Source organism: Pedobacter jaeyakensis (genome assembly GCF_054461315.1).
This window is the reverse complement of sequence record NZ_CM136921.1, coordinates 1,487,767-1,500,896: the sequence shown is the minus strand read 5'-3', so window position 1 is coordinate 1,500,896 and position 13,130 is coordinate 1,487,767. Positions and strand designations below refer to the sequence as shown.

Here is a 13,130-nt window from a genome sequence, read left to right as displayed (position 1 = left end):
AACTTAGAAAAAAATAGTTAGGCACTTTAATTGCCCCTTTGTATATTAGATTTTTTATGGAAAACCAGGATAAGAAGAAAATATTAATTATCGAAGCTGCACTAAAGAGATTCGCCCATTATGGCCTTTCAAAGACGACCATGTCTGAAATAGCAAAAGATATCTCATTATCCAAGGCGCTTTTATATTATTATTTTCCAGACAAACTAAGTTTGTACGTAAGTACCATGGAATACCTGATGCACAAGGTTAGCCGGGAATTCGTAAAATCCATAGACAAGACTGCTACGGCAAAAGAGGCTGTCCTGAAACTGCTGCAAAAGAGACAGTCATTTATACAAAAATACTACAACCTGTACGAATCCAGCCAAACGATTGGGAATGACTTGCCTGATGATCTTTTTGAGAAATTTGAAAAAGCAAAAACTTTTGAGAAGATCATTATCAACTCATTATTTACGCGCGGCATTTCAAGTGGAGAATTGACAATGGAAGATCCAAAACTGGCCACAGACATATTTCTTGATGCCATTGCTGGAATCCACTTTAACATTTTGGCCAAAGACAAAAACATATTCCCCGGCAAAGACCAGTTTAAAACCATCTTTTATAAAGAAAAAATATTCGCAGAAATATTTATGACTGGTGTCTCAGCCAAAGCACATTAAAGTCAATTTCAGGTAATTTTGGACGATTTATCATTTTAAATTTCGGCAGTTCAAATAATGGCCTTATTTTTGACCATTGAAATAAAAAAGTCAGAAAGAAAAAAAGTAGGATGTTAGTAATGGACAAGAAAAGAGATGCAATAATAGAAGGCGCGATAAAGCGCTTTATCCACTATGGCATCCAGAAGACGACGATGAATGAGATTGCTGAAGACCTCTCTGTATCAAAACCATCATTATATTATTATTTCCCGGATAAAAGCAGCTTGATAGAAGGCGTGATCCAAAAGATATTTGATGATTATTTCGAATTAGCTGAAAAAGAATTGCTGATCGAGAAGTCGCTAGACGAGCGTCTTAATGATTTTATAGAGATCAGATTTAAGTTTTTTCAAAAATATTATATGCTCCACCTGTCCGGATCCAGTCCTGACGCCTCCTTAAACTCAGATGAGCTTAAGGCTAGGTTCATGCATATGAAGAAGAAGAACGTGGATATCCATGTCAGCATTTTCAAAAGGGCATTGGACAAGGGAGAAATTGCTGAAACCGACCTGGAAAAAACAGTTGAACTTTACCTGGAGAGCCTAATGGGAATAACTTCGCTCTGTATCATGCACGGCAACAAAGAACTATTCCCAAGCAAGAAGGATATGAAGATCATGCTTGACAAACAGCTTAGTTTATCAAAAATATTTGTTAAAGGACTTAAATAAGAATACAAACTATACTATATTATATGAATGCGATCATCAAACAAATAAAAACCATCCCCTTGCTCCTACTGGGTCTGGCATTATCCAATACGGTAACTGCACAGCAAACTTTAAGTTTAAAGGATGCCTTAAATTTTGCAGTACAGAACAACGTTAGGATTCGTAAAGCTAAGCTGGACATAGACAAAGGCAGGTATAAGGTAGAGGAAGTGAGAGCCCAGGCTTTACCACAAATCACAGGAACAAGTGGCCTTACCTATAATCCGATCATTGGACAACAGGTTGTTGATTTCGGGGGACAACTACAGACATTGAAATTCGGTCAAAAATGGAATTCAACTGCTGGTGTTCAACTTTCTCAACAGATTTTTAATCAACAAGTATTTACCGGTCTGCAAGCCGCAAGGTCAAGTGAGGAATACTACAGCCTTACATCTCTTCTAACAGAGGAGCAGATCATCGAACTAGTAGCCAACAACTATTATCAGGCACTCGTAACCAGGCAACAATTGGTTGTGATAGAGAACAACATTAAAAATGTAACGGCGAATGAAAATGCCATCGCCAGCAACTATAAAAATGGTTTGGCTAAAAAAATCGATGTTGACCGTATTACGGTAAGGCTTACTAACTTACAGACACAACGCGAGCAGATTTCTAATTCAATCACTCAATTGGAAAATCAGTTGAAGTTTGCGATGGGAATGCCGGTAAACACGGCCATCACGCTTCCTAAAACTGAACTTTCTGAAGTTACAGAACTTCCTCAGTTTGCAGATACAGTGGCATTGAATAACAGAACAGAGATTAAAATTCTAAATACACAAGACAAGCTATTATGGCTTCAGCGTAAAGCATATGTTGCTGAGTATTATCCATCATTAGCTTTATCAGGAAATTATACCTATTCCAGTCAGAGTGGTGGTTTTGATTTTTTAAGCTCTAACGCTGCCGCTATTGGCTATGGGTCATCGGCAATAGGATTAACCTTAAAAGTGCCAATATTCAACGGCTTTTTAACCCGTTCAAAAGTTCGTCAGGCAGATGTAGATATCAAAAAAGCAAACGAAGATAGAAGGGAAACGACCAATTCCCTGAACTTAGCGTTCGATAATGCTAAGAATCAATTACGCTACAGCTTGAATGCAATAAATGCACAGAAGAAGAATGCAGATCTGGCAAATGAGATCTATAAAAGTACGCAGAACAACTACAACAATGGCTTGGCTACTTTAACTGATTTGCTGGACACAGAAAGTTCGCTAACCGAGGCACAGAACAGTTATACTCAGGCACTCTTAAACTATAAAATTGCTGAAATACAATTAATCAAATCAAACGGAAATATAAAATCACTATTACAATGAAAAGAATAATTATAGCAGTCCTGGTAATTGCTGCCGCTATAGCAGTTATCGCCTTCATATTAACCAATAACAAGAAGAAAAATGAAGCCAAAACTGCTTTCATTGCAGAGGGTGGTGGAGCGGTTGCCGTTCGCGTTGCAACTGTAGAAAAGAAAGTGGTTGACCTTGACTTTAGTGTTAACGGTGTATTTGCGCCGAAACAGGAACTCAATTTTATGGCTGAAAGCGCTGGCCGTGTGAGTAAGATTTTCGTTAAAGAGGGCGATTATGTTAGCAAAGGTCAAGTGCTGGCTCGCATCGATGCCGAGATCATCAATACAGACAAAGAAACTGCCGAAGCTACTCTTGAAAACGCAATAAAAGATGAGGCAAGATACAGCAGTGCATTTGCCACAGGAGGCGTAACCCAACAGCAATTGGATAATGCAAAACTATCTGTAAAAAATGCACGCTTAAGATTACAAAGTGCAACCAAGAAAGTGAGCGATGCCAACCTTAAATCTCCCATCAACGCTATTGTAAATAAAAAATATGTTGAAGTTGGTGCTTTCGTAAATGCGCAGGGAACGCAAATGTTTGAACTGGTTGATGTTTCCAGTTTGAAATTGAAAGTGACCGTAAATGAAAGTCAAGTGGCTAATCTTAAGGTGGGCGACAGGATCGACATCAAATCGTCGGTATTTCCTACAGATAAATTTAGTGGTAAGGTTACTTTCATCGCCGCAAAAGCAGACGCCACCTTAAATTTCCCAATAGAAATTGAAGTAGGAAATAATGCAAAGAACACCCTCAAAGCGGGTATGTACGGAACGGCTGTATTTAACTTCCCTAAACAGGCTCCTGTAATCTTAGTTCCACGCACCTCATTTGTGGGTAGTGTAAGCAGCAATCAGGTGTTTATATACGATAAATCAAATAATACTTCTAAAGTTCGTAAAGTAACGTCAGGACGCATCTTAGGTGATTTTGTGGAAATTCTTGAGGGATTAACTGAAGGAGAAACTGTGATCACCAGTGGACAGATCAATTTAGCTGACGGCACTGCAGTAAGTATTGTAAAATAGAAAGAGATGAAGATAACAGATATATCTATACAGAGGCCCTCCCTGGTAATTGTGGTTTTTACCGCGCTTACCTTATTGGGGCTATTAAGCTACTTTTCGTTGGGCTATGAGTTGTTACCAAAATTCTCCAACAACGTTGTTTCAATTTCAACCATCTATCCTGGGGCTTCACCATCGGAGGTAGAAAATACCGTAACTAAGAAAATTGAAGATGCAGTATCATCAATGGAGAATATCAAAAAGATAAACTCCGTTTCATTCGAGAGTTTATCAACGGTAACGATTACGCTAACGGATGCAGCAAACATCGACATATCATTGAATGATGCACAACGGAAGGTAAATGCGATACTGTCAAATTTACCAGAAGATGTAAAAGCTCCTTCATTAAGTAAGTTCTCCTTGGATGACCTTCCTGTAATCACGATGTCCGCTTCCGCAAACATGGATGATGTAAGCTTTTATGATCTGATCGATCAAAGAATTGCTCCAGTGATCTCAAGGGTAAGTGGTATTGCGCAGGTGAATCTAATTGGCGGTTCTGAACGGGAAATTCAAGTTTCTTTGGATGCCAATAAACTTCAGGGATACGCACTTTCTGTACCACAGGTTCAGCAGATGATTTTGAGTTCAAATCTTGATTTCCCTACCGGAAGTGTTAAGACTGCAAATCAAGATGTATTAATCCGCTTGTCTGGTAAATACGCCAGCTTAGAGGAATTGAGAAACCTGGTACTAACCACCTCAAAAGATGGCGCCCAAATTCGTTTGGGTGATGTTGCCGATGTACAGGATGCTCAAAAAGAAACCGAAAAATTAGCACGTATCAACAGAGCGGGAGCAATCGCGATACAAATCATCAAACAAAGTGATGCAAATGCGGTACAAGTAAGTAAGGGTGTACACGCCGTTATTGAAAAACTTAAAAAAGAATATGCAGCAAACAAGCTGGACATCAAGATTGTAAACGATAGTTCAATTTTCACGTTGGAGTCTGCAGACGCAGTAATTCACGATTTGATCCTTGCTGTGATATTGGTTGCGTTTGTGATGCTTTTCTTCCTGCACAGTTTAAGAAACGCGTTAATCGTAATGGTATCTATACCGGCTTCATTAATTGCAACTTTTATCGGCATCAACTTATTTGGTTTCACTTTAAACCTGATGTCACTGTTAGGCCTATCACTCGTAGTCGGTATTTTGGTGGATGATGCCATTGTGGTGCTGGAGAATATCCAGAGACACATGGAGATGGGTAAAAATAAAGTAAGGGCGGCTTCAGATGCAACCCGGGAAATTGGTTTTACCGTAGTGTCCATTACCCTGGTAATTGTCGTGGTATTCTTCCCTATCGCCATTAGTTCAGGTCTGGTATCTAATATTTTACGCCAGTTCTGTGTGGTTGTTATCATTGCAACAATGCTTTCATTACTTGCATCCTTTACCATCGTACCGTTATTGTTCTCCAGGTATGGAAAATTAGAACATATCGAAGGTAAAAATGTATTTGGCCGCTTTATTCTTTGGTTTGAGAAGCAGTTGAAAAAATTCACGCTATGGATTACTTCAATCCTAACCTGGTCGTTAAATCATAAAAGACGCACCATGGCAGCTGTTGTAGTTTTGTTTGTGGCAGCAATGTGGTTAGCCGGGGCAGGCTTTATCGGTTCTGAGTTCTTTCCTAAATCTGACAAGGGAGAGTTTCTAATTCAGATCGAAATGCCTAAAGATGCGCCGCTATCACAAACCAACTTCTACACGCAGCGTGCTGAAGCATTTTTGGCTAAACAACCAGAGATAGTACAACAAATTACTACTGTGGGACAAGCGAGTGGAGATTTTGGAGGAACACAGGCAACTGCCTACAAGTCCGAGATCAACGTAAAGCTTGTCGATCGTAAGGAACGTAATAACGTGTCATCCGACATTTTCGCAACCAAAATGAGTCGTGCCCTGGCAAAGGAATTGGTAGGTGCAAAGGTAAAAACAGTACCGATTAGTATTTTGGGTATCGCAGAGAACGCACCAATTCAACTCGTTGTAATGGGTTCTAATCTGGATAGTGCTTTAAAATATGCAGAAGGTGCTCAAAAAGTACTTGCAGGAATACCTGGTGCAACTGAAATCAAGTTATCTGTTGAAAAAGGAACTCCTGAGATTAACGTGCAGGTAGACCGCGATAAGATGTCGGCAGTGGGCTTAACATTGCAAACTGTAGGATCAACCATGCAAACTGCTTTTGCCGGTAATACAGATGGTAAGTACAGAAAAGGCGAGTACGAATATGACATCAATATCCAGTACCAGGATTTCAATAGAAAGAATGTGGATGATGTACGTAACCTGGTTTTCGTTAACTCTAACGGCGCTCAGGTAAAATTATCGCAATTTGCAACCATTACTGAAGGTTCTGGACCTAGTCAGTTAGAGCGATTAAATAAATCCACTTCCGTATCCGTAAAAGCCCAGTCTATTGGAAGGCCAACAGGTACTGTAGTTGCTGAGTTTCAAAAGAAATTAGAAGACCTGCAAAAAGACGGAAAACTTAAAGCACCAATTGGCGTTAGCTACGCCTGGGGCGGAGATCAGGAAAACCAGGCTGAAGGTTTCGGAACCTTAGGTATTGCCTTATTGGCATCAATTATTTTAGTTTACCTGATCATGGTAGCGTTGTACGACAGTTTTGTTTATCCCCTGGTGGTAATGTTCTCGCTTCCGCTTGCGCTAATCGGAGCATTCTTGGCACTAGCACTCACCAACAACTCAATCGGTATATTCACCATTCTAGGGTTGATTATGCTAATGGGTCTGGTTGCAAAAAATGCGATCATCCTGGTCGATTTTACCAACCACATGAAGGCAGAAGGAAAAACTACAATAGAGGCGTTAATATTAGCCAATCATGCCCGTTTGCGTCCAATCCTGATGACTACCATCGCCATGATTTTTGGTATGCTACCGATTGCCTTGGCAAGTGGTGCCGGTGCAGAATGGAAGAACGGTTTGGCATGGGTTATTGTTGGGGGACTAACCAGTTCACTATTTTTAACACTAATCGTGGTGCCTGTAGTTTACTTAATCTTTGATATCATTCTGGATAAGCTAGGATTTAATAAAAAGGGTAAGAGCATTGACGAACTAATGGCTGAACCATACGACCACAAAGATGTTTTGGAATATGACATCGATGCGAGTCACTAATTAAATAGTAATCATTTTGAAGAGGAACCCTAAAAAGTTCCTCTTTTTGTTTTTCGAGCTTCAGTCAAATTTACTATCTTAACCACTTGATATGCTGAAGTACAACTGGTTATTTGTTATTTTTCTGAGCTTTTTCATCAATACCAAAGCGCAGCACCCCCCTGTCTTTGAGGGAATGCGAACAGACACCACAAAAATTGTTTGGAATAACCTGAGGGTTAACCTGGTAAAATATAGTTACGGCAAGCCAAATATTAATTTCTTAGCCATCCATGATGATGAGGATACCGGAGTAAAAGCAGCCTTTGAGTACATTCAATTCAGTGGTGGAAGCATCATCGATTGCCAATATGGTAACGGCAGGAATTTCAAGTTCTCCCATAATGGGAACGACTTTATAACGGATCCCAATAGTATCTACACTTATGAAGGCTTGGTAACCCGACTTTTCAAATTTGGCAATGCAGACAATGATCAGGTTTTGAAACAGTTGGAAAATGTGTCAAAAACAATACTAGAAACCTACGATGCCAGCAAGCAAGGCTACTTTTTTACCCTTCATAACAATGCCGATGGCGGTTTTGGTGTGTCTTCCTACTTAAAGGGTAACGAAATGGCTGCTGCTGCTGATTCTGTTTGTATTAATCCGTTCAACGATCCTGACGACCTGATATTTGTTACAGATTTAAAGCTTTTCAACAGGCTTAAAAGGGAAAATATAAATGTCGTGCTTCAAGCCGCTGAAGTACCTGATGACGGATCGCTTTCTGTATATGCGATGCAAAAAAATATTCCTTATGTAAATGTAGAAGTGCAACATGGCCATCAGGATGAACATCTGCGGCTTATTGAGATTGCAGTTAAAGCACTATACGAAACATACCCTCAGATAAAAGAAAAGGCCGCAAAATAATTTGCAGCCTTCTGTATTGTAACGAATTTAATTAAATATGTATTGCCCTATTTTCCGTAGCGGCCATCGCTGCTTCTTTTAGTGCTTCTGTATAAGTTGGGTGTGCGTGGCAAATTCTTGCAATATCTTCTGCAGATGCTCTGAATTCCATGGCAACAACAGCTTCGGCAATCATGTCGGCAGCACGCGGACCAATCATATGTACACCAAGAATCTCATCAGTTTTCGTATCGGCCAACACCTTCACAAAACCATCCGTATCCATACTTGCTTTTGCTCTTCCACTAGCTTTGAAGGGAAAAGAACCGGCTTTGTAAGCAGTTCCCTTTTCTTTCAATTGCTCTTCTGTAAAACCAACAGACGCCACTTCAGGCCAGGTGTATACAACTCCGGGAATCAAATTATAGTTAATGTGCGGTTTCTGTCCTGCTAGTCTTTCAGCAACATAAATGCCTTCATCCTCCGCCTTGTGGGCAAGCATAGCGCCTTTGATCACATCGCCAATGGCAAATACACCAGGAACACTAGTTTCCAAATGTTCATTTACCGCGATCTTATTTCCCCTATCTTCAGTTTTAATCCCAATATTTTCTAAACCAAGACCGGCAGTATAGGCTGTACGGCCAACCGCAACTATGCAGTAATCGGCGTCCAGACTAACTTGCTCTCCTTTTGAATTTTCAGCAGTAACTGTAACTTTCTTACCTTTAGTAGTCGCCCCGGTTACTTTATGGTTCATGTAAAATTCCATTCCAAGGGATTTTTTTAACACCCGTTGCAATTCCTTTCCCAAACCAGCATCCATAGTGGCAATAATGGATGGCAAGAACTCAATAACAGAAACCTTTGTACCCAATCTTGCGTATACAGAACCCAATTCCAGTCCAATTACGCCGCCACCTATTACAATCATTTGTTTAGGAACTTCCTGAATATTTAATGCCTCGGTAGAGGTAATGATGCGCTTTTTGTCAACAGAAAGAAAAGGCAAAGCCGTAGGCTTAGATCCAGTTGCAATAATTACATTCTTCGCAGTGATGGTTTCTGTACTGCCATCTGCCTTTGTCACCTTAATGGTGTTCTTGTCTACGAAAGATCCAACACCTTCAAAACTATCAATTTTATTTTTTTTGAAAAGATATTGTATGCCTGCTGTGTTTTGGTTAACCACATCGTTTTTACGAGCAATCATTTGCGGCATGTCCACGCTCAAATCCTTAAGCGCTATCCCATGTGTTTTAAACGTATGGGCTGCGTTATGAAAATGCTCTGAGGAATCCAGCAATGCTTTAGATGGAATACATCCAACATTTAAACAAGTACCACCAAAAGTTTTATATTTTTCTATTACCGCTGTTTTCATGCCTAGTTGGGCACATCTAATTGCGCCAACATATCCGCCGGGACCGGAACCAATTACAACTACATCGTACTGCATATGAAATATTTTTTTGCAAAGTTAAGAAACCTCAAAAGAATAACCGCATGGCGTACTGGTTTATTATAAAGTTCTATCTTACTATGACAAGCTGGGCAATACCAACCGCGTCCTTACGGGTAGCATGGTTCAGGAACTTCAACTTCATCCTGGTGATCTGATAACTTTCAAAAGATTTAACAACTTCAATCTTCGGGTTCGCTTTCATCAGTTCATCCACCGCCTCTTTTTCTCCATATAAATAATAGGGCTTTGCAGGCAGTGCATTTTCCTCGCCTAAGCGATAATCGTGCACCACTTCTTTACTGTAAAAATCAATCGCGTAAGCATAGTTGTTCACCATTTTAACCACCGGCAGGTGTTCGGGATTGTTCGCATTGAGCCATGTAGCCGCTTCACTGTCTGATTGATATGTTGTTAAACCTGGATAATAAGCAAGATTAAAGTAAACATTAACGATGATCATCAGTGCCGCAGTTTGAAAAAATATCTTATGCCTGTCTTTTATTGTGAAGCTGGCGTAGCTAAAAATTGCAATGCCAATCGCCAGCAATATGCTGAAAAGCAAAGTTATACTCGCGCTGAACAAAAATTGTATGACCAGCAATAGCAGTACAACCAGCACCATAATCACTTTTTGAGTAATAGCTATACCCCGCAGCACTTTAGGCACCTCTATTTTATTGAAATAACTGGCGGTAATTATGGCAAAAAACGGAAAGATAATAATGATATAATGCGGCAGCTGAAATTTGGATAAGGAAAGCACCAGGACGGTCAAGATCGAACCGCTGATGCACAGCCAGCTTGCTTCGTTTAGTCTTCGCTTTTTATTCTTAAAGAAGTCGACCACAGCTATATAGAACAGGACCGACCAAGGCAGAAAAGCCCAAAGTATAGTATGCAAAAAGAATGATGGATCACCTCCGGACTTTTTTATGGGGCCAGTATTAAAAAAACGTCCAAACTGGCTATCCCAAAAGAAAAACTTAATCCCCGAAACACCATGTTGATTAAAGACCAGCTTTTCTGGATGCTTGTCAAATTGCAAATACAAACACCACAATTCTGGTATCACCATAATCAAAATAAGTACAACTGAAAGCAACCACCTGAAATTGAATAACATTTTCCAATTCTTCATGATGATGAGCGGACCTGCAATCGCACCGAAAACAGGGATTAACGCAAAAATCCCTTTGGTCATCACGGCACAAGCAGCCCAGAAACAGCCAATGAGCAGATGAACAAACCATTTGTTTGACTGTGCTTTATAAAAATGATAAACGCTGCCAATAATTAATCCGGTGAGGTAAGGTTCTGCCCTTACGTCCATGTCCGACAAAATGATGTGTTGCGCGGTCAGGAGAATTAGCGCAGCCCACAACGCAATTTCCTTATTGTAAATGGTTAACGCCAGCTTGTAAGTATAGATAGCCCCAATAAAAGTAAAAAGAATAGCCGGCAACTTATAAGCCCAGGAACTCATCCCAAACAGTTTAAAGGATAAAGCAGCCATCCAAAACGGGAAATGGGGTTTGTCCAACCAGTCGCGACCTTCTACAAACAGGTCTGCAAAATTGTTCCTAACCACCATTGTCTTGGCTATGGAAGCATATAACGCACCATCGGGTCCAATAATAGTAACAAATAGTCCGCTTAGGTTAACAAAAACTGCCAATCCAATAAATAGATACAGCCATTTGGCCTTTTGCCCTGAAACCTGGTGCTCCATTGTTTCCATTGTTAATTATTTACATCTGCGTCAGGATGCAAAAGTAACTAAAAACCGCTTTTCAAGTGCAGATGTAAATTTTTAAAGACAACTTCGTTTAATGGAGCTATAAAATTATATTTTTTGTAGGTTTATCGAATAAATCTGAATCACCATGGCACGTTTAAAACTCCTTTTACTTACCGTACTTTTTAGTACCGGCTTCGCCAGTTATGCTCAAAATTTGGACTCCATTTATGTCCTTGAAAACTATACAAAAATTGAACGCAGCATTCCAATGCGAGATGGGGTAAAACTCTTCACTGCCATTTATATCCCTAAGGACCAAACCAAGAAATATCCGTTCCTGATCAACAGGACACCGTACACCGTTGCACCATACGGGGCCGATAAGTTTAAAACCAGTCTCGGTAATTTTCCCGCCATGATGCGCGAAGGCTTTATTTTTGTTTATCAGGATGTCAGGGGAAAATGGATGAGCGAAGGGACGTTTGACGACATCAGACCACAGGTAGCCAACAAAAAAACTAAAAAAGATATCGATGAGAGTTCCGACACCTACGATACCATCGATTGGTTGGTTAAAAACATTAAGAACAACAATGGCAAAGCAGGGATTTACGGAATATCCTATCCTGGCTTCTATTCTACTACATCCCTTCCGGCAGCACATCCGGCATTAAAAGCGGTCTCGCCCCAGGCCCCGGTAACCGATTGGTTTGTGGGCGATGATTTTCACCACAACGGGGTGCTGTTCCTGATGGACGCCTTTAGCTTCATGACCACCTTTGGGGTGCCTAGACCAATGCCCATCACTCCTGATAAAGGACCAAAGCCCTTTAAATTCCCGATTGCAGACAATTACAGATTCTATCTGGAAGCTGGTTCCGTTAAAAGCTTAAAGGATCAGTACTTTGCCGATAGCATCAGGTTCTGGAACAATTTATTTGCACATCCAAACCTGGACACCTTTTGGAAAGCAAGGAACATACAACCTCATCTGAAAAACGTAAAGCCAGCCGTAATGGTGGTTGGCGGTTTCTTTGATGCCGAAGATGCGTACGGAACCTTTGCAACCTATAAAAGCATAGAGCGACAAAACCCGGGAGCAAACAACATCCTGGTTATGGGGCCCTGGTTCCATGGCGGATGGGTAAGAAGTACCGGCAGCGCTTTCGGAGATATCGAATTTGGCCAACCTACCAGCACGCAGTACCAGGAAAAATATGAACTGCCGTTCTTTAAGCACTACCTAAAAGGCGAAGGTGATTTTAATCCCGCAGAAGCAAATATTTTTGTAACCGGCAGCAACCAGTGGAAAAGCTTTTCCGCATGGCCTCCTAAGGAAACTGAACAGAAAACCCTATACCTACAGCCCAATGGCAAACTCGCCTTTGAAAAAGTTGGCAGAACCGACAGCTGGGATGAATATGTGAGTGACCCCAACAACCCCGTGCCCTACCAGGATGGTATCCAAGCAAAAAGAACAAGAGAGTACATGATAGATGATCAGCGTTTCGCGGCAAGAAGACCTGATGTTAAAGTTTATCAGACTGATGCACTCACTGAAGACATCACCCTAACAGGTCCTGTTTTGGCTAACCTGGTTGTTTCCACAACTGGCACTGATGCAGATTACGTAGTCAAGCTCATCGATGTATATCCTGAAGATGCACCCGCCCCAATCCCAAATCCAAAAAACTTACTAATGGGTGGTTATCAAATGCTGGTCAGGGGTGAAATCATGCGCGGAAAATACCGTAACAGTTTCGAAAAACCGGAAGCCTTTGTACCAGGCATGGTAACCAAGGTAAACTATGCTTTACCTGATGTCGCCCATACCTTCAAAAAGGGACACAAAATAATGATACAGGTACAAAATTCATGGTTCCCACTGGCAGATAGAAATCCTCAGAAATTTATGGACATCTACCAGGCCGGGCCATCCGATTTCCAAAAAGCCACCCATCGGATATTCCATGATGTAAACAACTCATCTTCTATAACCTTAACTGTTTTAAAATAAAC

9 protein-coding genes are annotated in these 13,130 nt (G+C 40.7%); 7 read left to right on the top strand and 2 right to left on the bottom strand.

Annotated elements, in window-relative coordinates:
• Positions 1–56: 56 nt before the first annotated feature.
• The 6 genes from ACXZ1K_RS06620 to ACXZ1K_RS06595 all read left to right on the top strand — a co-directional run bounded on the left by ACXZ1K_RS06620 (position 57) and on the right by ACXZ1K_RS06595 (position 7,929).
• Positions 57–668 (top strand): TetR/AcrR family transcriptional regulator, encoded by a 612-nt coding sequence (locus ACXZ1K_RS06620; protein ID WP_458972597.1) that lies wholly within the window; start codon positions 57–59, stop codon positions 666–668.
• Positions 669–787: 119 nt separating this feature from the next.
• Positions 788–1,384 (top strand): TetR/AcrR family transcriptional regulator, encoded by a 597-nt coding sequence (locus ACXZ1K_RS06615; RefSeq protein WP_458972596.1) that lies wholly within the window; start codon positions 788–790, stop codon positions 1,382–1,384.
• A gap of 23 nt (positions 1,385–1,407) precedes the next feature.
• Positions 1,408–2,751, top strand: a complete 1,344-nt coding sequence (locus tag ACXZ1K_RS06610) for a TolC family protein (RefSeq protein ID WP_458972595.1) — start codon at positions 1,408–1,410, stop codon at positions 2,749–2,751.
• On the top strand, positions 2,748–3,815 hold the full coding sequence (locus tag ACXZ1K_RS06605) for an efflux RND transporter periplasmic adaptor subunit (RefSeq protein WP_458972594.1): 1,068 nt from the start codon (positions 2,748–2,750) through the stop codon (positions 3,813–3,815). Before ACXZ1K_RS06610 ends, ACXZ1K_RS06605 begins: the two co-directional genes overlap by 4 nt.
• 6 nt (positions 3,816–3,821) lie before the next feature.
• The gene (locus ACXZ1K_RS06600; RefSeq protein ID WP_458972593.1) at positions 3,822–7,016 is read left to right on the top strand and encodes an efflux RND transporter permease subunit; all 3,195 of its coding nucleotides are present in this window, start codon (positions 3,822–3,824) and stop codon (positions 7,014–7,016) included.
• A gap of 91 nt (positions 7,017–7,107) precedes the next feature.
• Positions 7,108–7,929, top strand: coding sequence for a hypothetical protein (locus ACXZ1K_RS06595; RefSeq protein ID WP_458972592.1), 822 nt, complete (start codon positions 7,108–7,110; stop codon positions 7,927–7,929).
• Positions 7,930–7,960: 31 nt separating this feature from the next.
• On the opposite strand, the gene lpdA is transcribed toward ACXZ1K_RS06595, so the two are convergent.
• Together lpdA and ACXZ1K_RS06585 are read right to left on the bottom strand one after the other, a co-directional pair.
• Positions 7,961–9,367 carry a dihydrolipoyl dehydrogenase gene (gene lpdA / locus ACXZ1K_RS06590; RefSeq protein WP_458972591.1) on the bottom strand — a complete coding sequence of 469 codons (1,407 nt, stop codon included), beginning with the start codon at positions 9,365–9,367 and terminating at the stop codon, positions 7,961–7,963.
• 73 nt (positions 9,368–9,440) lie between these two features.
• Positions 9,441–11,111 (bottom strand): ArnT family glycosyltransferase, encoded by a 1,671-nt coding sequence (locus ACXZ1K_RS06585; protein WP_458972590.1) that lies wholly within the window; start codon positions 11,109–11,111, stop codon positions 9,441–9,443.
• Positions 11,112–11,256: 145 nt separating this feature from the next.
• Between ACXZ1K_RS06585 and ACXZ1K_RS06580 the strand changes: the two genes are divergently transcribed.
• Positions 11,257–13,128, top strand: coding sequence for a CocE/NonD family hydrolase (locus tag ACXZ1K_RS06580; RefSeq protein ID WP_458972589.1), 1,872 nt, complete (start codon positions 11,257–11,259; stop codon positions 13,126–13,128).
• The last annotated feature ends 2 nt before the right edge of the window (positions 13,129–13,130 follow it).

Bases quoted from the DNA above. Each gene is read 5' to 3' on its own strand.
- ACXZ1K_RS06585 (WP_458972590.1), bottom strand. From the start codon at position 11,111: ATGGAAACAATGGAGCACCAGGTTTCAGGGCAAAAGGCCAAATGGCTG.
- lpdA (WP_458972591.1), bottom strand. From the start codon at position 9,367: ATGCAGTACGATGTAGTTGTAATTGGTTCCGGTCCCGGCGGATATGTT.
- ACXZ1K_RS06580 (WP_458972589.1), top strand. From the start codon at position 11,257: ATGGCACGTTTAAAACTCCTTTTACTTACCGTACTTTTTAGTACCGGC.
- ACXZ1K_RS06600 (WP_458972593.1), top strand. From the start codon at position 3,822: ATGAAGATAACAGATATATCTATACAGAGGCCCTCCCTGGTAATTGTG.
- ACXZ1K_RS06620 (WP_458972597.1), top strand. From the start codon at position 57: ATGGAAAACCAGGATAAGAAGAAAATATTAATTATCGAAGCTGCACTA.
- ACXZ1K_RS06615 (WP_458972596.1), top strand. From the start codon at position 788: ATGGACAAGAAAAGAGATGCAATAATAGAAGGCGCGATAAAGCGCTTT.
- ACXZ1K_RS06605 (WP_458972594.1), top strand. From the start codon at position 2,748: ATGAAAAGAATAATTATAGCAGTCCTGGTAATTGCTGCCGCTATAGCA.
- ACXZ1K_RS06610 (WP_458972595.1), top strand. From the start codon at position 1,408: ATGAATGCGATCATCAAACAAATAAAAACCATCCCCTTGCTCCTACTG.
- ACXZ1K_RS06595 (WP_458972592.1), top strand. From the start codon at position 7,108: ATGCTGAAGTACAACTGGTTATTTGTTATTTTTCTGAGCTTTTTCATC.